This window comes from Xenorhabdus sp. XBWT (genome assembly GCF_059072735.1).
The window spans coordinates 1,639,252-1,664,775 of the sequence record NZ_CM180990.1; the positions used below are offsets into that span (position 1 = coordinate 1,639,252).

Annotated in this window: 19 protein-coding genes and 4 tRNA genes; 16 read left to right on the forward strand and 7 right to left on the reverse strand. The window is 40.0% G+C overall.

Going from position 1 to position 25,524, the window contains the following annotated elements; translation table 11 throughout:
• Nucleotides 1-68: 68 nt before the first annotated feature.
• The 6 genes from pyrC to AC5JQI_RS07400 all read right to left on the reverse strand — a co-directional run bounded on the left by pyrC (nucleotide 69) and on the right by AC5JQI_RS07400 (nucleotide 3,329).
• On the reverse strand, nucleotides 69-1,121 hold the full coding sequence (gene pyrC / locus AC5JQI_RS07375) for a dihydroorotase (protein WP_493914234.1): 1,053 nt from the start codon (nucleotides 1,119-1,121) through the stop codon (nucleotides 69-71).
• A gap of 225 nt (nucleotides 1,122-1,346) precedes the next feature.
• Nucleotides 1,347-1,422 (reverse strand) — tRNA-Asn (locus tag AC5JQI_RS07380).
• Between the two features lie 245 nt (nucleotides 1,423-1,667).
• Nucleotides 1,668-1,743 (reverse strand) — tRNA-Asn (locus tag AC5JQI_RS07385).
• A 330-nt stretch (nucleotides 1,744-2,073) separates the two neighbouring features.
• Nucleotides 2,074-2,149, reverse strand: a tRNA-Asn gene (locus tag AC5JQI_RS07390).
• Between the two features lie 463 nt (nucleotides 2,150-2,612).
• Nucleotides 2,613-2,688 (reverse strand) — tRNA-Asn (locus tag AC5JQI_RS07395).
• A 131-nt stretch (nucleotides 2,689-2,819) separates the two neighbouring features.
• Nucleotides 2,820-3,329 carry a YlaC family protein gene (locus AC5JQI_RS07400; RefSeq protein ID WP_493914235.1) on the reverse strand — a complete coding sequence of 170 codons (510 nt, stop codon included), beginning with the start codon at nucleotides 3,327-3,329 and terminating at the stop codon, nucleotides 2,820-2,822.
• 490 nt (nucleotides 3,330-3,819) lie between these two features.
• Here AC5JQI_RS07400 and cspE point away from each other — a divergent pair, with 490 nt between their 5' ends.
• From cspE to AC5JQI_RS07470, 14 genes are all read left to right on the forward strand, one after another.
• Entirely contained in the window at nucleotides 3,820-4,032 is a 213-nt protein-coding gene (cspE, locus tag AC5JQI_RS07405) for a transcription antiterminator/RNA stability regulator CspE (RefSeq protein ID WP_015834829.1), read from the forward strand.
• A 4,247-nt stretch (nucleotides 4,033-8,279) separates the two neighbouring features.
• Nucleotides 8,280-8,630 (forward strand): flagellar transcriptional regulator FlhD, encoded by a 351-nt coding sequence (flhD, locus tag AC5JQI_RS07410; protein ID WP_010847229.1) that lies wholly within the window; start codon nucleotides 8,280-8,282, stop codon nucleotides 8,628-8,630.
• A 2-nt stretch (nucleotides 8,631-8,632) separates the two neighbouring features.
• Nucleotides 8,633-9,217 (forward strand): flagellar transcriptional regulator FlhC, encoded by a 585-nt coding sequence (gene flhC / locus AC5JQI_RS07415; RefSeq protein WP_237388117.1) that lies wholly within the window; start codon nucleotides 8,633-8,635, stop codon nucleotides 9,215-9,217.
• 129 nt (nucleotides 9,218-9,346) lie between these two features.
• Nucleotides 9,347-10,228 carry a flagellar motor stator protein MotA gene (gene motA / locus AC5JQI_RS07420; RefSeq protein WP_493914236.1) on the forward strand — a complete coding sequence of 294 codons (882 nt, stop codon included), beginning with the start codon at nucleotides 9,347-9,349 and terminating at the stop codon, nucleotides 10,226-10,228.
• A 2-nt stretch (nucleotides 10,229-10,230) separates the two neighbouring features.
• Nucleotides 10,231-11,232 carry a flagellar motor protein MotB gene (motB, locus tag AC5JQI_RS07425; protein WP_493914237.1) on the forward strand — a complete coding sequence of 334 codons (1,002 nt, stop codon included), beginning with the start codon at nucleotides 10,231-10,233 and terminating at the stop codon, nucleotides 11,230-11,232.
• 66 nt (nucleotides 11,233-11,298) lie between these two features.
• Nucleotides 11,299-13,398 carry a chemotaxis protein CheA gene (cheA, locus tag AC5JQI_RS07430; RefSeq protein ID WP_493914635.1) on the forward strand — a complete coding sequence of 700 codons (2,100 nt, stop codon included), beginning with the start codon at nucleotides 11,299-11,301 and terminating at the stop codon, nucleotides 13,396-13,398.
• Between the two features lie 102 nt (nucleotides 13,399-13,500).
• A complete protein-coding gene (gene cheW / locus AC5JQI_RS07435) occupies nucleotides 13,501-13,998 on the forward strand; it encodes a chemotaxis protein CheW (RefSeq protein WP_237388113.1) in 498 nt (165 codons plus the stop codon).
• Between the two features lie 194 nt (nucleotides 13,999-14,192).
• Nucleotides 14,193-15,896: a methyl-accepting chemotaxis protein gene (locus AC5JQI_RS07440; protein WP_493914238.1), complete on the forward strand. Its 1,704-nt coding sequence runs from the start codon at nucleotides 14,193-14,195 to the stop codon at nucleotides 15,894-15,896.
• Nucleotides 15,897-15,952: 56 nt separating this feature from the next.
• Nucleotides 15,953-17,575: a methyl-accepting chemotaxis protein gene (locus AC5JQI_RS07445; RefSeq protein ID WP_493914239.1), complete on the forward strand. Its 1,623-nt coding sequence runs from the start codon at nucleotides 15,953-15,955 to the stop codon at nucleotides 17,573-17,575.
• A gap of 15 nt (nucleotides 17,576-17,590) precedes the next feature.
• Entirely contained in the window at nucleotides 17,591-18,478 is an 888-nt protein-coding gene (cheR, locus tag AC5JQI_RS07450; RefSeq protein ID WP_493914240.1) for a protein-glutamate O-methyltransferase CheR, read from the forward strand.
• Nucleotides 18,471-19,523 (forward strand): protein-glutamate methylesterase/protein-glutamine glutaminase, encoded by a 1,053-nt coding sequence (locus AC5JQI_RS07455; RefSeq protein WP_493914241.1) that lies wholly within the window; start codon nucleotides 18,471-18,473, stop codon nucleotides 19,521-19,523. The genes cheR and AC5JQI_RS07455 overlap by 8 nt, the downstream gene beginning before the upstream one ends.
• Before the next feature lie 128 nt (nucleotides 19,524-19,651).
• Complete coding sequence (gene cheY / locus AC5JQI_RS07460) at nucleotides 19,652-20,041, forward strand: chemotaxis response regulator CheY (RefSeq protein WP_092547648.1); 390 nt, start codon at nucleotides 19,652-19,654, stop codon at nucleotides 20,039-20,041.
• A 9-nt stretch (nucleotides 20,042-20,050) separates the two neighbouring features.
• A complete protein-coding gene (gene cheZ / locus AC5JQI_RS07465; protein ID WP_493914242.1) occupies nucleotides 20,051-20,707 on the forward strand; it encodes a protein phosphatase CheZ in 657 nt (218 codons plus the stop codon).
• Between the two features lie 201 nt (nucleotides 20,708-20,908).
• The gene (locus AC5JQI_RS07470) at nucleotides 20,909-21,721 is read left to right on the forward strand and encodes an alpha/beta fold hydrolase (protein WP_493914243.1); all 813 of its coding nucleotides are present in this window, start codon (nucleotides 20,909-20,911) and stop codon (nucleotides 21,719-21,721) included.
• Nucleotides 21,722-21,725: 4 nt separating this feature from the next.
• Here AC5JQI_RS07470 and AC5JQI_RS07475 read toward each other — a convergent pair whose 3' ends face one another.
• Nucleotides 21,726-22,313, reverse strand: coding sequence for a recombinase family protein (locus AC5JQI_RS07475; RefSeq protein ID WP_493914244.1), 588 nt, complete (start codon nucleotides 22,311-22,313; stop codon nucleotides 21,726-21,728).
• Between the two features lie 318 nt (nucleotides 22,314-22,631).
• Here AC5JQI_RS07475 and AC5JQI_RS07480 point away from each other — a divergent pair, with 318 nt between their 5' ends.
• The gene (locus tag AC5JQI_RS07480; protein WP_493914245.1) at nucleotides 22,632-24,008 is read left to right on the forward strand and encodes an alanine/glycine:cation symporter family protein; all 1,377 of its coding nucleotides are present in this window, start codon (nucleotides 22,632-22,634) and stop codon (nucleotides 24,006-24,008) included.
• A 937-nt stretch (nucleotides 24,009-24,945) separates the two neighbouring features.
• Nucleotides 24,946-25,515: a fimbrial protein gene (locus tag AC5JQI_RS07485; RefSeq protein ID WP_493914246.1), complete on the forward strand. Its 570-nt coding sequence runs from the start codon at nucleotides 24,946-24,948 to the stop codon at nucleotides 25,513-25,515.
• Nucleotides 25,516-25,524 lie beyond the last annotated feature (9 nt).

A 25,524-nucleotide genomic window follows, 5' to 3' on the forward strand; every position in this document is an offset into this window, starting at 1 on the left:
GAACCTTATAAATAAGGATAACTACCCGGAAATAAAGAATAATTTCCGCACAGAAGTCAGTGAAAAAATTACTTACATACTTTGACATCCCATCCAGCATCTTCTCCGGCGAGGAAGGGGATTAATTTCTCATCTCCACACTCAATATATTCAACGACTTGTGTAGGTTTACGTGTAAGTTCGATAAACCCTTTGTTAATGGGAAGATTATAAAAGGAAGGGCCATTTAGAGAGCAAAAAGATTCAAAATGTTCCATTGCTCTTAACTCTTCAAAAACAGTAGCGTAAGCAGCCAAAGCTGTAGGTGCATTAAAAACTCCTGCACAACCGCAAGATGATTCTTTACGGTGTAGCACATGTGGGGCCGAATCTGTCCCCAGGAAAAATCGGTTACAGCCGCTGGTAACTGCCGCTCGCAGAGCTTCCTGATGAATATTGCGTTTCAGTACAGGTAAGCAGTAAAGGTGGGGGCGAATACCACCAACCAACATATGATTCCGGTTGAACATCAAGTGCTGTGGTGTCAAAGTTGCACCTAAGTTGTCGTCCCCTTCAAGAACGTATTCAGCAGCTTCTTTAGTTGTAATATGCTCAAAAACAACTTTCAGTCCAGGAAATTGCTTACGTAATGGTTCCATTACCTGTTCGATAAATCTAGCTTCACGGTCAAAAATATCAATATGAGCAGCGGTGACTTCACCATGGATCAGTAAAGGTATTCCTATTTTTTCCATGGTCTCCAATAAAGGATAGATTTTCTTTATATCAGAAACACCGTGGCTGGAATTAGTTGTTGCATTGGCTGGGTAAAGTTTACAGGCAGTGAAAACCCCTTCGCTGTAGCCAACTTCAATTTGGGTGTTGTCTGTTGAGTCAGTCAGATAACAAGTCATAAGAGGCTGGAAATGGTGATCTGATGGAGTTGCTGCAATTATCCGATCTTTGTAGGCTTTGGCACTGGCTACATCTGTCACTGGAGGAGCAAGATTAGGCATGACGATAGCTCGGCCAAAGAAACGGCTGGTATGGGGGACGATAGTTTTTAGCATATCACCATCGCGGAAATGGACATGCCAGTCGTCAGGACGGCGGATTTTAATTGTGTATGATTCAGTGGTCATGGAACCGGCTCCAGAATATAGATGAAAAATGATGGATGCTGATTCAGCATTCCTTAAGCCGGAGGAGGATGATAAAGAGAAAATAGCCAAATAGCTATTATTGAATGATAGATTTCTATGAATTTTTTGTAATTAGAATTTTAATTTTTTGTGTTAGGGTATTCAGAGGAATTTTCATATCAAAAAATAAAAAATAGAAGTAACAACACGAGGGTGAATTGAATTTGGCTCCTCCAGCTGGACTCGAACCAGCGACATACGGATTAACAGTCCGCCGTTCTACCGACTGAACTATGGAGGAACTCCTTCAAGACGGGTGCATATTAACGGTACTCTTACCGTTTGTCAAAGCAGAAAATATCAATAATTGTTTAATTGCCTGCAATGTATACTGTATCTGTTTTTTTGTCTTTATTACTGCTCATTTGAGGGAAAGCAGAAAATAAAGATATCATGTGCAAACAGAAAGGTGGAGAAAAGATAAAAAGTGGAAGGGGAATAGCAAAGGGCCTGATTAGTTTTACTAATCAGGCCCTTTAGAATATTTGGCTCCTCCAACTGGACTCGAACCAGTGACATACGGATTAACAGTCCGCCGTTCTACCGACTGAACTATGGAGGAACTCCGTTTAAGTGGCAGGAATATTAACGGCACTTTTTACATTTGTCAAAGCAGAAAATAATGATAACCGTTTGATTGCTGAAAATATGTTCTTATTGTGTTGTTTTTGATCATATCTGTATTTTTAGCATGTGTAATGCAATCTTATGAATTTCAAGATACGGTATTTATTCCTTGTGGATAAATCTGAGCATTGGAGGATGAGGGAACATAAGTGAGTGGAAGGACGAAAATACAACGAAATTATAAAGTGGTAGTGATAAAAGAAAGTTTTGGGTTTATTAGAAATAGAAAAACCGATTAGCAATGCTAATCGGTTTTTCCAGAATTTGGCTCCTCCAGCTGGACTCGAACCAGCGACATACGGATTAACAGTCCGCCGTTCTACCGACTGAACTATGGAGGAATTGGTTTGCTCCTGAGAACGAGGAGGATAATACAGTTGTTGCTTCAGTGTTGTAAAGTAAAAAAAAGGAAAATAGGCTCAACTGGTTTATTTTAGTTCAGAATGGTGATTTTTTGTTATTTCTTGATGAAATTATCAAACATTCAGGGAAACTTTTCTTGATTTTTCTATTTCTGATGAAATCTGGTTTATTTTGGCCAGAAGCTAATTTATCTATGATAAAAGCGTTAATGAAAGTATTAACCTGTCAAATACTTGTTTGAGATGGAAACAGTATTCACTACATCGTGGTAGTTGGTATAGAAGTTACAAGACTAAAGGCTATTGAACTTAATGGAAGTAAAGAATGGAGAAACTCTGGAGCAAAAAAATGGCTTTCCAAACGGAAAGCCATTTCTAACAAATTAGGCCGATTGGTCTAATTTTACATCACGCTTGTAAATTCTGCGCGATGCTTTGAATTTGGCTCCTCCAGCTGGACTCGAACCAGCGACATACGGATTAACAGTCCGCCGTTCTACCGACTGAACTATGGAGGAATTACTTCGTTCTTGAGAACGGGGCGAATATTAGCGATGAACTTAAATAGTGTCAACGCAAAAATACCATTTTCTTACTGTTTGCCTGCTATGTAAGCGTATTGTGTCATCATCATACTAATTTGTTGAATTTATGCGCTTTTATTTACCATAATCATGGACTGAACATAAGGTGACTGTTTTGAACAAGTAAGCATAAACACATCATAGAAACAAATGCTTTGTTTCTTTTTCATAATGTATTTGATGTCATTTTTGATTTCACTAGGTACTTGAGGATGAGTAAGTATTTGATTGACAGCTTTTTGGGAAACTTGTTCGCTGACGAACCACTCACCATTATAACATACGCGTAAATCGAGCACATCGATATCTTCAAAATGGTAGACGGGTTTAATATCAAATAGCAGAACAGCTGCCATAGCAATAAAAGCCACGGTAAATGCCAAAAGAGACCATGTACCGAAATAGGGTGCATACCACATGAGCGCAGCCATAAAAGCATAAGCGATAACCATCGCCAGACATAGGTATGGATGGTGGCGAATAAAGATACTGTTGAAGTGTACTTTACCATCGCGATGTTCTTTAAGATTGATCCGCTCAAGATCCTGAATCAATATCTGTTTGATGATGTTCATAATACTAACCCACTTATTTTCTAGAAAAGTGTTGTAAAAAGCATAATCGAATTGAAAGTTGTACCATTTTCAAGGTTAACATGGCCCGAACACACATCTGTATATCAATTGGTTTAATTTATTTATGAAATTGTTATTGTTGGCGTCTAGTATCAGTATTTTCGCTAAGACAAAAGTTGAATAAATCAAATAAAATTATAAATGACCCACTTTATTATGCTATTTTGTTCTAATATTGAGCAGATTCGTTTTTTTTAAAACGAGAATACATAAAAAGGTTGCTATTCGTGTGCGTTAATGCGTTAATGCGTTTGGCCTGATTAACAGACCTACTTTATGTACGACATCTTGAGTTAATGAGTTATGTGTAAGTGCTATTTCTGGTAGCCTTTGTTGACCGTTTCCTTCTTAGTGCCTCCATAAGTAATAGCTGATACTGGCCAACACATGCCCAAGGTGGCGAGTTTTTTTTGATATATAGGAAAGTCAAATGTCCGACAAAATGAAAGGTCAAGTGAAGTGGTTCAACGAGTCTAAAGGCTTTGGTTTCATCACTCCAGCTGATGGCAGCAAAGACGTATTCGTACACTTCTCTGCCATTCAAGGTAACGGCTTCAAAACTCTGGCAGAAGGCCAGAACGTAGAATTCACCATTGAAAGTGGTGCCAAAGGCCCAGCGGCAGCAAACGTAACTGCTATCTAATTGCCTTAAGCCTTATTTAAGCTCGTCAGACCAATAAATTGCCCTGACGGGCTTTTTGCTTTTTGTAGTGCAACCCGTATCATATGAATCCTATATCACACAGCCTCCGTTCTAAAAATAGTTTCCATTATAACAATTTCTAATTGAATTTATTTACATAATAAAAGTAACTTTATGAAAATAAATAGTTATTTATTATGGGATAAAATAAATTTTGGTTGGATGACAAAATATTTGCAGAACCATTGTTGTCCAATGAAACAAAGAATGTATGATTTCTTGTAAAATTGTATTTGTTCTTGTTAGTTTAGTCGCTAATGGTTTCTTGCGATCCGCACTATGTTTTGGCACCTTAATTGAAGCTGCACACTAATGGCATCAACTATGGCTGGTGTCGCACAAATTGTTTCTGGAATTGGTTTTCTTTGCGTTGGGACAATATGGGTCGCAGGTATTGGGCGGTCACTATTCTGTGTGACAACATCTCATTAAGATAAGCTGCACAGCGAATTAATGCTCAACTCCATCAACATGCATTGGGTTTAGAGCCGCGTTATAAAATTTATATTATCTTCGCTATAAATGATGAAATCTTGGTAACTACTTTGATTTTACAAGCGATTAATAGACTGGGCGGCAGTGAGTAGTGCTGGTGCTCTTCAGTCTGACAGGCTTGAAATTTGTGTGGAAAATTGGCAATACCCGCTGAATAAAAATAAATCGAATTGATTATCTGCCGAGTAAATCTGGAAAAAAGTGTTAGTGCAGTTAACTGGAAAACTGCTATTGAATTGCCAGATTAGAATCCATTAACAGGTCGCATCGTTACATCCTGACTCAACTCCTTATCACCTTTCCATAACCCTCTTATCTATATATTATCACTATTGGTCATGGTCTTTTTTCGTACTGTTCACTTCTTACTATCATTCAGCGAGGAAGAAGTATGATCCCGCTGATTTATGCTTAATAGAGTTCAGGTATTTATTTGTCGACCAGGCGATCTTGATGATAGAAGTGATCCCGATCGAGAAATGCAATATCTATTGCGAGATTAATTGTAACTTAATGCAATGTAGAGTCTTTGCTCAATGGGCGGGCGGTGTACCGATAAAACGGAGGCATTAACTCAAGGAAAAATTATTCTCCAGTATTATTTGGATACAGAGAGTAGAGATTCTTTGTTCTCCATTTATTTTGGTTCAACTGCATCCATCAAAGGGATAGCAGAAATCTAATGAATCAAGCGATCATTGGTTATGACAGTAGAAATTCAGCTATCAATTTTGTATGCAGCTACAGAAAAATTGATGAGTTACTATTTGATTTTGTTAGACCCAGTCAATCAATTTTGCACATAATTTGTATAAAAAAATACCAATTAGCTGACAAGAGTGTTGTGCAAGAACTGCTATCAGTTTGCTCCTATATTAAAGATAAAGGAGAAAATAATTTCTCTCACTGAAGAAAGTCGTAACAATGTGGTGTAACTGGTTAGTCGCTATAACGGACAAGGTTTCAGGGTGTTAATCTTAGTGACACGGGAGTTAAGCATTGATGGAGCGAATTATCCTCTTTTTGTTACTGATGAAAAGGTGATGATGCAATAGGGTTTATAACATTTTTAGATCTAGCAAAAGAAAATGAAACAATGGCAATAACAACATTAGGATAAATGGTATTCTGGCTAAGGTGATTACCGGAGATAATCCTGTCATTATGGCTAAAGTTTACCGTGATGTAGATTTAGATTCTGGAAATATTTTTATTGACTCTGATATTGAGTTAATGAGTGATGAAAACCTTTCAAAATAAGTGGAATTAAGGTCGGTTTTTTGTAAGTTAACCGGGTTACAAAAATCACTCATTTTAAAGCCATCGTAAAAGAATGGTCATGCCTTTGTTTTTCTTCATGGTGGAATAAATGAAGCTCTTACATTACAGGTTACTGATGTCAAAATTTCAGTTGATACAGTGGCAGATATCACAAAAGAGTCAGCAGAATCATTCAGCCTGATGAAAACCGGATGATATTAGTGAAAGGGGATAATTAAGAGAAGGGTATCGTTTAGGAATATTACTAATTATTTAAATATGACGACTAATTCGAAATTTGTGAACATATTTTCTGTACTAGTTATCAGTGAATTTATTTCATTTTATTGATGTTAACCGTTCATTTGCCCATACAAAACCTAATATGCGATATTTCACAACAGTTTTTGCTTTGAAATAAAACAGATATAGAATTTCTGCAAAAAACATAAGTGGATACGAACATAGTATTGAGTGTTTTCTGCTCTGGAGCGAGATTGCTCATCTATCTTCTATATAACGACATACGACGTGATGTGGTATGTATTTGCAGCGAACAGCTAGAATATCAAGCCTTATTTCAATCAGAATGATCTGTGGAAGGGTTATTATTATCAACATGGATTGTACATATATCATTCACTCAAAAGATCTCCTTGTAAAAAATGTGGCTGTATTACCTGTTTTATTAGCGTCATTAATAATAATGGCATTAGGTAATTAATTTCATTTCTTTCCCTTGATACCCCTATGGAGTTACATTCGCTACCTTGCGATTGCTTTTCATGGTTAATCAGGAGGTTAATAAGCTAGTGTATTGTTGTTCAAATGATAAAGAGATTTTACATTCACTTCTTAGTGGATGGTTGTAAATAATTATCATTAAATAATATCTTATTCTGTATGTTTTAAAGGAGCAATTCATACAGTGCGTACTCCATTGTAACTCTCCTTAAAACAAATTTTTTATGAATATTTAGAATAGGTATTGATGTTATTCTTTGAATGTGAACTTCCTATCACAATAGGAATTAATTTAAGGAAGTAATAGGGTTATATTTAGCTGTTATATTATTTATTTGAAACGGCAATTCAAATCATCTATTGTTATTTGTATTCCAACTTAAGTTGGATAAATTTATTTTTAATTTATTTTATCTATTAATACTCATTTAATTTTATTTTTAATATCTATTCTTCTTGTAATTGGATTTTATACAATAATAATTAGTCACTAAATTTGCATTTGGGGATGATTTTATATCTATATTTTTTGTTATTTAAGCGAATTGATTTTTAATCAATAATCTAACTTTCTTGTGAATTTTCTCATCAGTTTTTAAGTTATAGAATGCCACCAAAAACATTGATTATCCTTATCATTTGTGAATTTGTAAGTAATTTAATTGATTATTTTTTCTTATGTTTTTGAGTGGAAGCTAGCCAGTAAGTGGAAATAATCACCAATGAGCATTTGGTTAAATTTATGTCACAAACAGGCTATGAATGCGTTTTCTTTGTTTAGAAAAATTTATTTATTTTTATGGGCAAGAATAGCTTCGATGGCTCTTGATAGACGTTGATTTTGTTTAGTTGGCAAAGCATTGCTGGCTATATCTATAGGAGGGTAATAAGGTAGATGTTTTTTTATTTCAATATCATACTGTATTTTATCTTATTTTTGTGATCTGTGTGAGATTTGACCCGTGAGTGGATGAAGTGCCTCTCTTTCTTCTGTGTGAAAAAAATACGATCATAAATTAAAAATGATCAGACTGGTATCTTTTTAATAACTAGTATTCACATATAATTAATAAATTTGGCATAACTATGATCTAAATCAAGTTATAGTGGAAGATGAGTACCTACCTACATTATCAAGAGGCAAATTTTACTAAGATATTGGTAATTTTACTAAAGGAGAGATTTTTTATCGTTATTTTGGATTTATAAGTTTAATAGATCGCATAAAACAAAAAACAGTCCCTAATATTTTTATTTAAATAATTTAACTTATTAATTGTAGACTATTTTTTGTTTTCTATTGCTTGAATAGTTAATGAGCTAGAATCATAATAAAAAGTGTTAGTTTTGTGATCATGGTCACATAGTATTTAAAATGACATATATTCTCCGTTGTATAAGTTGATGATTCAGGAGTAAAGTTAATTAGCATTAAGAATATTCTTAATCAATTGTGGCAAGTGTATTACCCAGATGACGCAATAATACTTTCACAACCCATTACCGAAATATTTTAGAAATTGGGCGATCCCAAGAGTAATACAAAGGACAGTTACTGCTCTGGCTAAAGATGTATATTTCAGTTATGTCGGAGATTATTGAATCTCATGCTACTGGTAATTTTGTCGTGAGTGATTCTTTGATCACTTAATTTAATTTTTTCATGTAATCGGACGGGATATATAGAAATGAGTACGGTTGAATTGCTCAAACATATTTATGACATAAATTTATCGTATTTGCTTTTAGCGCAACGGCTAATTAACCATGAGAAAGCATCTGCGATGTTCCGTTTAGGTATTAGTGAATCGATGGCTGATACGTTGGCCGAGCTGACATTGCCTCAGTTAGTAAAATTAGCTGAAACAAACCAACTGATTTGCCATTTTCGGTTTGAAGACCACGAAACCGTGCAGCAGTTAACGAAGGAGTCGCGGGTGGACGATCTGCAACAAATTCATACAGGTATCTTGCTGTCTACTCATCTTTTTCAGCAGTTATCCGCTCAGGATGACACTTCAATCAAGAAAAGAGCGTAAAGATGGTTGAAAAAAGTATTGTTCAGGAAGCGAAAGATATTCAGCTGGCAATGGAACTCATCACTTTAGGTGCACGATTGCAGATGCTTGAAAGTGAAACTCAACTAAGCAGGGGCCGACTGATCCGGTTGTATAAAGAGTTGCGGGGAAGTCCTCCACCTAAAGGGATGCTCCCCTTTTCGACGGATTGGTTTATGACTTGGGAACAGAATATTCATTCATCAATGTTCTATAATGCTTACCGTTTTCTGTTGAAAAGTGGACATTGTGAAGGTGTAGAAGTTGTTGTAAGAGCTTATCGACTGTACCTTGAGCAATGTCCCCCGGGAAATAATGGGGATGTGCCTATTTTGGCATTGACCAGAGCTTGGACACTGGTTCGTTTTGTTGACAGTGGTATGCTACAACCAACAGAGTGCCGTTGTTGTGGTGGAACTTTCATCACACATGCTCACCAACCAGTCAATAGTTTTGTTTGTAGTCTTTGCCAGCCGCCGTCACGAGCGGTAAAAAAACGTAAACTTTCCTCTCAACCTGCCGATACTAATTCACAACTGCTGGATGGATTTGCTCAGCAAGCTGTGTGAATTTAAATGGGAAAGTAAAATTCAGGTTACAGGCTTTAAAAACCTGTAACCTGCCACCCACCCTTCTTCATTTATCAATTCACTCTGTTCAAATCCCATCTGCTCACCAACTTAGCTAAAGGATATCGCGTGTTAGTACTTTTAGGATATATAGTGGTTTTTGGTGCGGTAATTGGTGGCTATCTGCTTGTCGGTGGTCACATGGGCGCACTTTATCAGCCAGCGGAATTTCTAATTATTGCAGGCGCGGGAATTGGTGCTTTTATCGTGGGCAATAATGGCAAGGCGATAAAGGCAACCCTGCGTGTTTTACCAAAAATATTGCGCAGATCAAAATACAATAAAGCGATGTATATGGATCTTATGGCGTTACAGTTTCGCCTACTATCTAAATCGCGCCAGAATGGGCTTCTTGCTTTGGAACGGGATATTGAAAACCCACATCAAAGTGACATTTTCACCCAGTATCCCCGTTTACTGAAAGATCAGCAATTGATGGATTTCATCACTGATTATATGCGCTTGATCATCGGCGGTAACATGAACCCTCATGAAATCGAAGCTTTGATGGATGAAGAAATCGAAACTTATGAACAGGAGAGTGAAGTACCCGCTACAAGTTTAGCAATGGTGGGAGACTCACTGCCAGCATTTGGTATTGTTGCAGCTGTAATGGGGGTTGTCCACGCTCTGGGATCTGCGGATCGTCCGGCAGGGGAATTAGGTGCTTTGATCGCACATGCGATGGTGGGAACATTTTTAGGGATCTTGCTGGCTTATGGTTTTATTTCTCCCCTGGCCACATTACTTCGTCAACGCAGCAGCGAACAAGTCAAAATGATGCAATGCATCAAAGTGACACTACTTTCCAGTCTCCACGGTTATGCACCACAAATTGCCGTTGAATTCGGTCGCAAAACATTATTCCTCACCGATCGCCCTTCATTTACAGAACTTGAAGAGCATGTTCGTCGGGTTAAAGCCCCTATACAACAAGAAGTTGAAGAATAATTATGAGAGCGAATAATATTACCGTCATCAGAATAAAGAAGCGTAAAAAACATGATCCGGGCCATTGCGGTGGATCATGGAAGATTGCGTATGCTGACTTTATGACTGCGATGATGGCATTCTTTTTAGTGATGTGGTTGATATCCATCGCCAGCCCACAGGAGTTGACCAGCATCGCAGAATATTTTCGTACTCCTTTGCAAGTCGCTATTAATAAAGGGCAACAAAGCAGTGATAGCACAAACCCGATCCCTGGTGGAGGAGAGGATGTTTTCCAACAGGATGGAGAAGTCTTCCGCCAAATTAAACAAGTTGAAACCAGCGAAGACACTCGCCGTCTGAACCGCCTGCGCCAGCAACTTGATCAGCTGATTATTACCGATCCCCGCCTTAAAGAACTGCGTCCTCATTTATTGATTGACATGATGGATGAGGGATTGCGCATTCAGATCATCGATCGGGAAAATCGTCCTATGTTTATGATTGGCAGCGCAAAAGTTGAAAGTCACATGAGCGATATTTTACGGGCAATTGCGCCGATCCTGAATGATATTCCGAATAAAGTCAGCCTTTCTGGTCATACCGATAATCTACAGTATGTCAATGGTCAGCGAGGTTACAGCAACTGGGAACTTTCTTCTGATCGTGCGAATGCATCAAGGCGTGAATTGTTGATGGGGGGATTGGACGAAGTGAAAATCCTGCGGGTTGTCGGGATGGCATCCACTGTTAGCATGCAGAAAGGCATTGATCCTAATGCGCCGGTTAACCGTCGTATCAGTATCATTGTACTGAATAAAGATGCAGAAAAACGAATTGAGCAGGAAAATAGTGGCGGCAGCGCCATGACCGCTAACGATAGTATGGACATGCAAAAAGTCATCAGAATGGATTCGAATGAGGGAACACCTGTTCAACAACCTACCGACCAATCCAATGAAATCACAAAACCGGAGCAGCCATCGGCTGAACCGAGTAGTGATACTAATAAGGTGACAGAGTAAGTAACGATGGATATTACCGCGTTTTATCAGACTTTCTTTGATGAAGCAGATGAGTTATTGGCGGATATGGAGCAGCATTTATTACTGCTCAACGCTGATGAACCTGATCCTGAACAGCTAAATGCAATATTTCGCAGTGCCCATTCAATTAAGGGGGGGGCTGCGACTTTTGGTTTTACCAAGCTGCAACAAACTACGCATGTTTTGGAGAATCTGCTCGATAGTGCCAGACGTGATGAAATACGCCTGACCATTGAGATTATCAACCTGTTTTTAGAAGCGAAAGATATTATGCAGCAACAATTGGATGCCTATAAAAGTTCACAGGAGCCGGATGAAGATACATTCAATTATATCTGCGAGACATTGCGTCAGCTTGCGTTAGAGCTACAGGAAGATAAACAGGAAGAGGAACTTTTCGCTGCATCATCTGAAATTCAAGCTGATCTTGTCATAGAAAAAGCTGTAGATACTATAGAGATAGAGAAAGAACAAGCGGTAGCAGGCGTTCAATCTTCTTCTTTAAATAAACCCGATAATGGGCAGATCCGTATTCATCTATCTGGACTGAAAGAACGCGAAGTTGCGTTGATGAAGGATGAATTAGCTCATCTTGGTGATATATATGATGTGGAACAAACTTCAAACAGCCTTGAAGCATCCTTGATAACATCTGCGACAGAAGATGATATTACTGCTGTACTGTGTTTTGTGGTTGAGCCTGAACAAATAACGTTTTTACCGACGCATGAATCCCAGGCAGAAGTGACTAAAATTGAAACTGAAAAAACTGTTGTAGCAGAAACAGTGAGCACAGAAAAAAATACAGCAAGCGAAAATCCTGTAGCGACAAATACAGAAACTCCAAATAAGCCACAATCTGATGAAGCACCGAAAAAGACAGATGTACGTGAAATCGGGCGTCCTGCACCTCGTCCTGCGGCGGGATCACCACGTCAACGTGCGGAATCTTCCAGTATTCGTGTCGCTGTTGAAAAAGTCGATCAACTTATCAATTTGGTAGGGGAATTGGTCATTACCCAATCTATGCTGGCACAGCACTGTGATGGTCTGGAACCGGCAATACACAGCGAACTGTTGAGTTGTATGACTCAATTGCAGCGAAATTCCCGCGATTTGCAAGAGTCTGTCATGTCTATCCGTATGATGCCGATGGAATATGTGTTTAGCCGTTATCCACGTTTAGTGCGTGATTTGGCCGGAAAACTCAATAAAAAAGTGGAGCTGACACTGATCGGTAGCTCCACAGAACTGGATAAGAGTTTGATTGAGAGAATTATCGATCCTCTGACACATTTGGTGCGTAACAGTCTTGATCATGGTATCGAAAGTCCAGAAAAACGTCTTGCAGCAGGGAAATCAGAAACCGGTAATTTGACACTGGCGGCTGAGCATCAGGGTGGGAATATCTGTATTGAAGTTATTGATGATGGTGCAGGTTTAAACCGCAAGAAGATTTTGGCTAAAGCACAGTCTCAGGGCCTGAACATCAGCGAAAACATGAGCAATGAAGAAGTGGCCATGCTGATTTTTGCTCCCGGATTCTCTACCGCAGAAGTGGTAACAGATGTTTCTGGTCGTGGTGTCGGAATGGATGTGGTTAAACGTAATATTCAGGATATGGGTGGGCAGATTCAGATCAACTTCCAAGAAGGGAAGGGCACCATCATTCGTATTCTGCTCCCACTGACATTGGCAATACTGGATGGTATGTCCGTCAAAGTTAATGGGGAAGTTTTCATTCTGCCTCTGGGGGCTGTAGTCAGTTCATTGCAGCCACAGGAAGAAGATATTTACCCATTGGCGGGTGATGAGAAATTATTGCAGGTACGTGGGGAGTATTTACCGTTGCTTGAACTGTACCGCATACTCGATATCCCGAATGGAAAAACCGATCCTACAAAAGGCATTGCCGTTATTGTGCAGAGTGCCGGACGCCGTTATGCGTTGTTGGTAGATAAACTGGTGGGGCAGCACCAAGTTGTTGTTAAAAATATTGAGAGCAATTACCGCAAAGTGCCGGGTATTTCTGCGGCCACCATCATGGGGGATGGTAGTGTTGCACTCATCATTGATATTCCTGCTTTGCAGAAACTCAACCATGAACAATTGGCTGTGCGTAAAGCAGAATTGGTGAATAAATAACAAATAAGATAGACCCGATAGATTTCAGGTTGCGGCATAGCCAATAGAGCGGTGGCTTGAAAGGTAAAGGTGATAATCATCTCAAAGTCAAAAGGTAACATCATGTCAGCCATAGAAGAATTAAATAAATTATCAGGGGAAACAACCGGAAAGGAATATCTGGTTTTCACCTTGGGTGACGAAGAGTATGGAATTGAAATACTGAAAGTGCAGGAAATTCGTGGTTATGACCAAGTTACCCGCATTGCGAATACGCCTAACTTTATAAAAGGGATTACTAACCTGCGTGGGGTAATCGTTCCTATTATTGATTTGAGGATCAAATTCTCACAGGAAGATGTTACCTATAACGACAACACTGTTGTTATTGTTCTGAACCTGCTGAATCGCATCGTCGGAATTGTGGTGGATGGCGTGTCAGATGTCCTTTCCCTGAAGGAAGATCAAATCTGCCCTGCACCGGAATTTGCGGTTACGTTATCAACAGAATATTTGACAGGGCTTGGTTCCCTTGATGAACGGATGCTGATTCTGGTAGACATTGAAAAGCTCCTCAATAGTGAAGAAATGGCATTGGTCGATTCAGTTGCGAAAGGCTGATGTTTCTAAAGCTGCTGTACTAAGAAAAACAGCAGCTTTATTGTTTCAGGTCGTCGGATAAAAAATGTTTTAGATCAAAATTGCTCTAGATCAAAAAAAGCACTGTAAAAAAATCAATTTTTAGAATTACGCATAAAGTTCCCTTTAAGCGTGCCGATAACACTGGCATAGCAATTTATTACAAAAGGGAAGTCATGTTTAACCGAATGAAAATAGTGACGGGCCTGATCTCGGTCATCATATTATTTGGTGCTCTGCAATTTATCTCCGGGGGCTTATTCTTCAATGGGTTGAAGGATGATACAGAAGCATTTGAGCTGACGGATAAAATGCGCGAGCAACAAAAATTACTGGATGAAAGTTGGATTAACCTGCTGCAAGCCCGTAATAATCTGAATCGTATTGGTATCGTCACCATAATGAAGCAGCAGAATTTTGATAGTGAATATTCTGTCGACGAAATCTGGGCGGAAGCCAAAGTCAATATTGCTCGTGCGGAACGTCGTTTCGAACAGTTTGATAAACTGCCAAAATTGCCTGTACATGATCCAGAGCGTCTTCAAATACTGAAACAAACTTACCGTGACTACCTTAATGCTTTGAAAGAACTTGATATTCTTTTGACAAAAAAAGACTTTAAATCCTTTTTTGAACAGCCAACCACTGGCTTCCAAAACGCTTTTAATGTGGAACATACATTCTATTTGAACCAGAATGACAAACTGTATCAAGAAATATCAGAAACAGCGAATAGCGCTTATCGCAACGTCATTATCAGCCTGATTTCTGTATTTGTGTTGCTGATTGGTGTCATGACCGTAAGTTGGATTGGCCTGCGTAAAGCACTTATCGATCCATTGCATACATTGCTGGAAAACATAAAAGCCTTCTCAAAAGGAGATCTGACTCAGACGATTACCGTATCCGGTAATAATGAGATGGGCATGTTAGCTGTTGGCTTGAGAGACATGCAGGAAGAATTGATTAACACGGTCAGAAGCGTCCATCAAAGTACTGAAACCATTTATACCGGCACCAGCGAAATTGCTGCGGGTAATAACGATCTTTCTGCCCGGACAGAACAGCAAGTGGCTTCGTTGGAAGAAACAGCTGCCAGCATGGAACAGCTGACTGCGACAGTAAAACAAAATGCTGACAATGCTCGCCAGGCCAGTAATTTAGCTGACAATGCCTCTGATATCGCCCGTCAGGGAGGTAAGGTGGTGGCTAACGTTGTTGAGACAATGCATGAAATCGCTGACAGTTCCCGAAAAATCTCTGATATCACTGGCGTGATTGATGCCATCGCTTTTCAAACCAACATCCTTGCACTTAATGCTGCGGTGGAAGCTGCCCGTGCCGGAGAGCATGGACGCGGTTTTGCCGTTGTTGCGGGTGAAGTACGCAATCTGGCGCAGCGTAGTGCTGAAGCAGCCAAAGAGATTAAGGGACTGATTGAAGACTCTGTAAACCGCACTGATACTGGCTCTATGCAGGTAGAAAGTGCGGGTGAAACCATGAAGAAAATTGTCAATTCCGTAACACGCGTGACCGACATCATGGGAGAAATTGCATCGGCTTCTGATGAGCAAAGCAGGGGAATTACTCAAGTTGGTGTGGCTATCTCTGAAATGGATAGAGTTACTCAACAAAACGCGTCACTGGTTGAACAGTCTGCCGCTGCGGCGGCGGCATTGGAAGAGCAGGCAAAAGTATTGACCAAAGCGGTCGCGTTGTTTCAGTTACCGGAGCAGGTAGAAAGGATGAAACCTGAAAACAGAAAATATGAAGTTTTATTGACGAAAAAGATGTCAACCCCTCCAGCTAATAAAACGAATTCCCCCACACTGAAAAAAAGCAGTGATGTGGAAGACCCATCTAATTGGGAAACATTCTAAAAAAATAATAGCGATAACCACGGCTGCTTAAGGCAGCCGTTAAACGAGGTGATTACATGTTAGGCAAGCTTCGCATATCAACCAGTTTGTATCTATTATTAATGATGTTTTGTGTTATGCAAATTGTTTCGAGTGGTTTATCTCTGGGAATAATTCATACAGATCAGACATATATTGAAAGAATTGATCTGGGAACTCAACGGAGAGATACCCTTGGCTTGAGTTGGGCAGCATTGTTACAAACGCGTAACACTCTGAATAAAATCGCAATTGCACAAAAAGTAGGACAGCCGCAAGTTCAGATAGATGCGATGGAAGCATTACTTAAAAGCTCACTGAATGAATCGGAAAGAAATTTTGCCAAATTTATTTCACTGCCCCAAATTGGAGAGAGTAAAAAAAGGGATGACTTATTAGCTGAGATTGAACAGGCTCATCGAGAATATTTTAATGCTCTGAAAGAGCTGAAGGATTTTCTTTATGGAGGAGATTTTCAGGCTTTCCTTGATCAGCCGACAGAAGAGCATCAGCGTCGGATGGAAGTTGTATATAACAATTATATGCATTACCTCAATACCAACATTATAGAGTTGATGGCCGACGCAGCACTGTATTACAAAATTGCTGTTGCTATGTTCTTCGGCTCCATTCTGATGGTATTTACTGTCGCTATAGCAGCTAATTGGTGGCTGAAACGTAATCTGCTCAAACCATTTGAAAATCTGAGAGCTTGTTTTCAAGATATGGCAGAAGGCCGTTTGGATAAAGAAGTGTCTGTCACAACCAATGATGAAATTGGCGACATATTCAGAAAACTACGTGATATGCAGGAATCGTTAATTAAATCGATTTCGGCAGTGAGGGATAACACCGATCAAATGCATATCGGTATTCAGGAAATTACACAGGGAAATACCGACTTATCGTCACGGACAGAAGAACAAGCAGCATCACTGGAAGAAACCGCAGCCAGTATGGAAGAACTGACCGTCACTGTGAAGCAGAACGCAGAAAATGCACGTCAGGCCAGCGAATTAGCAGTTTCCGCATCCCAAACTGCCTCAAAAGGTGGTGAATTGACCACGAGTGTTGTGGCAACCATGGATGAAATTGCCAATAGTTCGAAGAAAATCAGCGCAATTATCAGCGTTATTGATGGCATTGCTTTCCAGACCAATATCCTTGCTCTTAATGCTGCGGTAGAAGCTGCCCGCGCAGGAGAACAAGGGCGTGGATTCTCCGTGGTTGCAGGTGAAGTACGTGATTTGGCACAGAGAAGTGCCGAGGCAGCAAAAGAGATCAAAACCTTAATTGATGAATCTGTCCATCGTGTAAACCAAGGCTCAGAACTCGTTAATCATGCGGGGCAAACCATGGATGAATTAGTCAGCTCTGTTAACCGGGTAACAGAACTGATGGCTGAAATTGCGGCTGCTTCCGATGAACAAAGCCGTGGTATTCATCAAGTTGCCCAAGCTGTCAGCCAAATGGATCAAGTCACACAGCAAAATGCGGCCTTGGTGGAGCAATCTGCGGCGGCTGCATCAGCACTTGAAGAGAAAGCAGACATGCTGGTGAAAAACGTTGCTCAATTTGAACTGCCTAAAGATTCTGGCAATGAATATAGTCATCAGAAGTCTTCTGCATCAAACATGACCAATGAGTATATTGTAAGTTAAGTACACTGAGGTCAGATGAAATCCAATTTAACAGCTTCAGATATTGATGCTATTGCACCGCTGAACTTTATGCTCCAGCGGCATGTTTTGTCAGATGCGCAATTTGAGCGCATCTGCCAGTTTATCTATCAACGGGCTGGCATTGTACTGGCAAAAAATAAACGTGAGATGGTGTATAACCGCTTAGTCAGGCGGCTTCGTGTATTAGGGCTTAATAACTTTGGCCAATACCTGTCGATTTTGGAACAAGATATCCACAGTAACGAATGGGAATTGTTCATCAACGCATTAACCACCAATCTCACGGCATTTTTCAGGGAAGCCCATCATTTTCCTATTCTGGCGACACATGCCAGCAGGAAAAATGGGGGAACATACCGTGTTTGGAGCGCAGCTGCTTCAACGGGTGAGGAGCCGTATTCTATTGCAATGACCTTGTGTGATGCACTGGGGCATCGTTCAAATCGGCTAAAAATCATTGGCAGCGATATCGATACTAGCGTGCTGGAGAAAGCCCGGCAGGGTGTTTATCGACTGGAAGAATTACAGTCTCTGAGTGAGACCCAAAAGAAAAAATATTTTTTCAAAGGAGTTGGTCTTTTCGAAGGTCATGCTCGGGTTCGCCCTTTGCTTGCTGAGTTGGTGAATTTTCAGCACTTGAATCTATTGGATTCTGATTGGGCTCTAGACGGTAAATTTGATGCGATATTTTGTCGTAATGTCATGATTTATTTTGATAAAAAGACACAGGAAAGGATTTTGCGCCGTTTTATCAATGTCTTAAAACCGGATGGTTTGCTCTTCGCAGGGCATTCCGAAAACGTCACTCAAATCAGCCGAGAGTTCTACTTGCAAGGACATACCGTTTACGGTGTAAGTCGGGCAAGGAGGGGTCATGAATAAAATAACTGTTCTTTGTGTGGATGATTCGGCGCTGATGCGTCAAATCATGCGGGAAATTATCAATAGCCACCCTGATATGGAAGTGGTCGATTGTGCTCCGGATCCATTTGTTGCCCGCGATTTAATAAAAAAATACAACCCGCAGGTATTAACGTTGGATGTCGAGATGCCTCGCATGGATGGGATCGATTTTCTTGAAAAATTAATGCGGTTACGTCCTATGCCAGTTGTGATGGTTTCTTCTCTGACAGCAAAAGGTTCGGAAATTACATTAAAAGCGCTGGAATTAGGTGCCGTGGATTTTGTCACCAAGCCACAGCTGGGTATCCGTGAAGGTATGTTAGCTTATAGTGAACTGATTGCTGAGAAAATCCGTGCTGCGGCACAGGCAAAAGTCAGTTCCAAGGCACAGTCTTCTGAAATTGCTGCACCGCTGAATTTCAAGCCATTATTATCCAGTGAAAAACTGATCGCAGTTGGAGCTTCGACGGGGGGAACGGAAGCAATTAAAAATTTGCTGCAACCCCTGCCTGTTACCAGCCCGGCATTGATGATCACACAGCATATGCCCCCTGGTTTCACGCGCTCATTCGCTGAACGACTCAATAAACTGAGTCAAATCACTGTCAAAGAAGCCGAGGATGGAGAGCGAGTCCTGCCTGGTCATGCTTACATAGCACCGGGGGATTGCCATATGGAGCTTTGTCGCAGTGGTGCCAATTACCAAATCATGATAACTAATGCACCCCCGGTTAATCGTCATCGCCCTTCTGTTGATGTTTTATTCCGCTCTGTTGCCAAATATGCGGGGCGCAATGCCATAGGCGTCATTTTAACGGGCATGGGCAGTGATGGTGCGGCGGGATTGTTGGAAATGAAACAGGCGGGAGCCTATACCCTGGCGCAGAACGAAGCAAGCTGCGTGGTATTTGGCATGCCACGGGCAGCGATTCAATTGGGAGCAGTGGATGATGTCATGGACATCCGAAACATCAGCAAAGCTATGCTTGCTAAAATCAGCGCAGGGCAATCGATTCGCATTTAGTAGTTGTTATTTGACGTTAATTTTTGCAGCACTGTTTTTGCAACATTATTTTTACAACTTTATTTTTACTGTGTTGTTTTTGCAAACAAAATTGTGCTGCCGGACAAATGAAATTCCAAGGAGTTTTTATGGCAAGTAAGGATCTGAGATTTTTGGTTGTTGATGACTTTTCAACTATGCGCCGGATTGTGCGTAATCTATTGAAAGAGCTAGGTTTCAACAACGTAGATGAGGCTCAGGATGGGGCTGAAGCGCTGACTAAACTTCGTACTTCTGAATTTGATTTCGTTATTTCTGACTGGAACATGCCAAATATTGATGGTCTCGAATTATTGAAAACGATTCGCGGCGAAGAAAAATTGGCTTCTTTACCTGTTTTGATGGTGACAGCAGAAGCGAAGAAAGAAAACATTATTGCAGCAGCACAGGCTGGAGCCAGCGGTTATGTGGTGAAACCGTTTACTGCCGCTATCTTAGAAGAGAAGCTCGATAAGATATTTGAAAAATTGGGGCTCTAAGGAGACAAAATGAGTGAAAATCCAGTCATGCCTAGAGGTGAGGCAATTCCTACCAGTGAAATAATTAGTCGTATTGGGCAGTTGACAAGAATGCTGCGCGATAGTCTGCGTGAACTGGGATTGGATCAAACTATAGCTCAGGCGGCTGAGGCGATCCCAGATGCAAGGGAGAGATTGAATTACGTTGTTCAAATGACGGCACAGGCTGCTGAAAGAGTGCTGAACTGTGTTGAAGCAGCGCAGCCCCGTCAGAATGAACTGGAAGCGTCTGCAAAATCTCTGACTGAACGTTGGGATGAGTGGTTTGCAAACCCGAAAGATTTGGAGCTGACTGATGCCCGCTCACTGATAACAGATACGAGAAACTACCTGACTCTTGTGCCTGATTATGTCTCATTTACCAATACCCAATTGCTTGAGATCATGATGGCACAAGACTTTCAAGATCTCACGGGACAGGTAATCAAGAGGATGATGGAAGTCATTCAGGAACTGGAAAAACAATTGGTTATGGTATTAATGGAGAATATGCCCTCTGACCAGATGGCTAAAGGGAAAAAAGAGAACGATAGTCTCCTTAACGGCCCTCAAGTCAACCAAAATGGTACAGGTATCATTGCCAACCAAGAACAAGTTGATGATTTGTTGGATAGCTTAGGTTTTTGATAACGAGAGAAAATACTTAAAAACGGTGTATTAAAAAATAACTTAATGAACAGGACGATTGTGTTTTGATCACGTTTGGGTGAGTCTGATGGCTGGCCCAAACATCCACCTTGGCTTTCCCCCACTATTCTTCTATATCCAATGAATTTCAAAATTAGTGTATAAAAGGACACTGTCCTACATCACACAGAGGAAAACATTGTGAAGTCGATTGATAAGATTATTAAGTTGAAAAATTCATTTGTTTCTTACCGTAAAGAATCAGAAGACGGTCTGGAGAATAATCGAAACCCCATCGTTTTTCTGCACGGTACAAATAGCAGTGGTCAAAGCAGCTTTGGTGAAATAACAAAAGCATTTAACGGTGATCGCACCGTGATTATTCCAGATTATGCGGGATGTGGAAATTCTGGATTACCGCCCGAAACATTGACAATTGAACATCTCGCAGAGCAGGTGGCGGCTGTCATAGAAGACAGTAGCAGTATGCCAGTCGATTTAGTGGGAGTATCTCTGGGAGCGGTAGTTGCTGCTGTTGTGGCGGCTAAATATCCGAATCTTATAAATAAATTGATATTGACCGCTCCATGGGCAGCAAATGATGATCCTCGCCATCAATTAATATTGAAGACTTGGTTACATTTGGCGCTTAATGACAAAATATCATCGATGGCCTTTAGTTTATCACATGCTTTAAGTCCGGAGTTTCTTTCATCGTTAGGACATGAAACCATACAGCGGGTCTGTACCCAACCAGCAGAAAAAGAGATCGATAAACGTATTGCTTTGGGATTAACCATAAACATAAAGCATTATCTCACTCAAATAGATAAAGACACCTTAGTTATTGGATTAAGCAGTGATTCGTTAATTCCACCTTATCTAGTACATGAAGTTTATAAAAAGATTAAGAACAGCATATACAAAGAAATTGATAGCGGTCATGCCGTACAAATTGAGAAACCAACCGAATGGAGCAATTTAATAAAAGATTTTACGCTTTCAATATCGTAGCTTACTAATCGAGTTGATTTTGAAATGGAAAATTAACCACTTTCCCTACGGGTAAATACTTATAAATTGTTGATAACGAGACATTGTAAATAATTGACAGCTGTTTTCGGGAGTGTCCCTTAGTCAATAGTCTGGCAGCTTGCTGACGATCTTCTTCGGTAAATATCACGGGTCGTCCACCAATTCTTCCCTGTTCCCGTGCTGCTGCCAGACCCGCATTGGTTCTTTCCACAATTAGTTCACGTTCCATTTCTGCCAGCGCACTCATTACATGAAAGAAAAATCGCCCCATTGCGGTACTGGTATCAATACTGTCAGTCAGACTCTGAAAATGAATATCACGCTCATGCAGTTCAGAAATAAGAGTGATAAGATTTTTTACACTGCGGCCTAATCGATCCAACTTCCAAACTACCAGAGTATCACCGGGTTTAAGGTGTTTTAAAGCACGTTTCAGTCCGGGGCGATTTGCCGTTTTACCACTTATTTTATCTTCAAAAATCAGTTCACAATGAATATTGACCAACGCATTTCTTTGTAAATCACTATTTTGGTCAGTTGTTGACACTCTAATATAACCTACTTTTGCCACAGATGTTCCTTTTATTACTTTTAGAAACTGTTAATTACATAAATAATACCCATTTATTCGATATAAAAAACCTTTTATTTATCTAAATGCGTGATAAAAAATGGTTGTCGTGAAGTGTTTATCCGATTAAGTGATGAAAGAGAAATTATTACCAATCAATTCAATAAAAAATAACCTAAACGAGTGAGCTGATTCACAGTATCAATTTTTTCTTATCAGTAATACGCAATTAGTTCTCGCTTATTTTTCCAAAATGCTCTTTATTTAATTGAAATAATTTTGTTGCTAACTTGTTATATTAAACTGCCGAGGGTGTATATGGAATTGATTACACAATGGTTAGGTGCAATAAACGGGGTAGTATGGGGCGTTCCCATGCTGATCGGTCTTTTAGGTATCGGTATTTTCATGCAAATTCGTTTGTCATTCTTACCGATCCGTAAACTGGGCACCGGGTTCAAATTACTCTTCCAAAAAAATGACCAACGGGGTGAAGGCCAGATTTCACCTTTCAATGCGTTGATGACAGCCCTGTCAGCGACAATTGGGACAGGAAATATCGCGGGTGTGGCGACAGCCATTGTTATGGGGGGGCCGGGAGCATTGTTCTGGATGTGGATGACCGCATTGGTGGGTATGGCCACAAAATATTCAGAAGCGGTACTGGCGATACGTTTCCGTGAAACTGATAAAAATGGTAATTACGTTGGCGGTCCAATGTATTACATCAAAAACGGATTGGGGAAAAAATGGGTCTGGCTGGGAACACTCTTTGCTTTTTTTGGCAGTATTGCAGGCTTTGGCATTGGCAATACTGTACAAGCCAACTCAGTCGCTGATGTACTGGAAAGTAACTTCGGAATAGAAAAAGTCATAACGGCCGGAATTCTGGTTGTTTTGGTCGGTGCTGTACTGATTGGTGGTATCAAACGGATTTCTGATGTTGCAGGTAAATTAGTACCTATCATGACCGTAGGTTACTTTGGTGCAGGTGTAGTAGTTATTGCCCTCAATATCTCTGCTGTTCCTGATGCATTTGTTTTAATCATTAAATCAGCCTTCACACCTGTCGCTGCACAGGGCGGTTTTGCTGGTGCGGCAGTCTGGGCGGCAATCCGTTTCGGTATCGCCCGTGGCGTATTCTCTAACGAAGCCGGTATGGGGAGCGCGCCGATCGCCCACGCGGCTGCAAAAACCCAAAACCCGATCCGTCAGGGTTTAATTGCTATGTTAGGCACCTTTATTGATACGATCATTGTCTGTTCTGTCACTGGCTTAACCATTGTCATTACCGGTGGCTGGCTGACAGGTCAGACAGGGGCAACATTGACTGCAGCTTCTTTCTCCGCAGTGATCCCGGGTGGTAACTATATTGTTGCCATCGCTTTGGCTATTTTCGCCTTCACAACCATTTTGGGATGGAGTTTCTATGGTGAGAAATGTATTCAATACTTACTGGGACCAAAAGCTATCGTGCCTTTCCGGATTGCCTGGATTATTGCATTGCCGATTGGTGCAACCCAGTCACTGACTTTTGTCTGGTTGCTGGCGGATACCCTCAATGCGATGATGGCAATTCCCAACCTGATAGCAATCGCGTTACTCAGCCCGATTGTTTATAGGCTGACAAAAGACCATATTCGTGATGTTAATGCGGATAGTATTGATATTAAACCGATGACGAAGACAGACTAAGATTCATATTATTTGAGTGAGAAAATCAAAAAAGAGGTGGCTTGAAATATCACCTCTTATTTTTTGTGTTTTCAGTAGATTGAAAGATAAAAAATGCATAATTTACTGAATTTATTCTTCAATAGGTGCAGCATTGGATAATGGTGCAGCGTCAGAGAGAAATTAAGTCACTATTAAATTAGGGTTAAACTGAAAGCTTTTCTTTTCAGAAATAAATAAAGATAATGAGTTGTAGGTATATTTAGAATTACCTCTTGTGTTATTTATATTTACCAGACGAGAATATATTGGTCAGAATTCAATGGATTTATTCAACAAACAAATAAACCAATGGCAAGTATTCATGCTGATTATCCATTCATGTCAGTTATCTATTCTGGGTTGTTTAAGTTTTTATTACCCTAAAATGAACATCGGTAAATGGAAAGATTTATCAATCAAACCTGTGATAAGGGTTATACCTGTCGATTAATAATGTTATTGATAAAGGTACCTTGACTCACGCTATCAAATTCTTCAAAAACGGATATTTCAGAACATCATCCGGCTTTTTATTAAGATAAAATGGATATGGACTTGAGCCAGAAAACCGGGAATGAAGAAATGGGTTCAACACTGTTATGAAACCTCTTTTAAAATGATGATTTTTTATTATCCTTTGTTTATAAAGACATTTTTCTTTTTTCTTTTTTTATTTCATATTTTTTTGTTATTCTATTGCCACGATACCTTTATTTTGTGTATATTTCTCCCTCTTTTATTAAGAGATTTTTTGCAGGATGTTAATAAGCTAATAGTTATAAGCCTTGTACTTTTTAATGATTAGTCTGGTGGATGTATTTCTTAAATGGCACGCAAGCGAATATTATAGATCTTTTAATTAATTTTAATTATATGTTTAAATAATTGTTTAGAATAAGGTTAGGTATTTATTTTTATGCAACTTAATAAATTATCAGCTATGGCAATGGTCATTGGTGTATTAAGCAGTACATCTGTAATGGCTGTTTCTAATGGAACAATCACTTTTAAAGGGGAGGTGTTGGCAACTACTTGTAATGTAGTGCTTGATAGTGGCGGCTCAGCGAATGGCACTGTTTCATTACCATCTGCTCTCCTGTCAGATTTGGATAGAGACGGGAAGGTCGCGGGGGAGACTGGTTTTACTTTGACGCTTACGGACTGTGTTCAGCCGAGCCACAGATCCGCTCCTCCTGTCCCGTTTGCCTATTTTAGCAGTAGCGATTCCTTAAAAAGATTAGCTAATCAGAAGGTTGACGGAGCTGCTAATGTTGAAATTGAACTCCTTGATTCTAACAAAAACGCTATAGAAATAAATGATATTATTCAACAGAGAACTAACGCTGCACCTGCTACTATGAAATCCGGAGGTGGTGTAAAAACCGGAACTGGTAAGTTGCAATATTATGCCCGATATAGGGCAACAGGGATAGCTACTGCGGGGGCTATTACCTCAACGGTAAGTTATAACATCCAATATAAATAATGATATAAC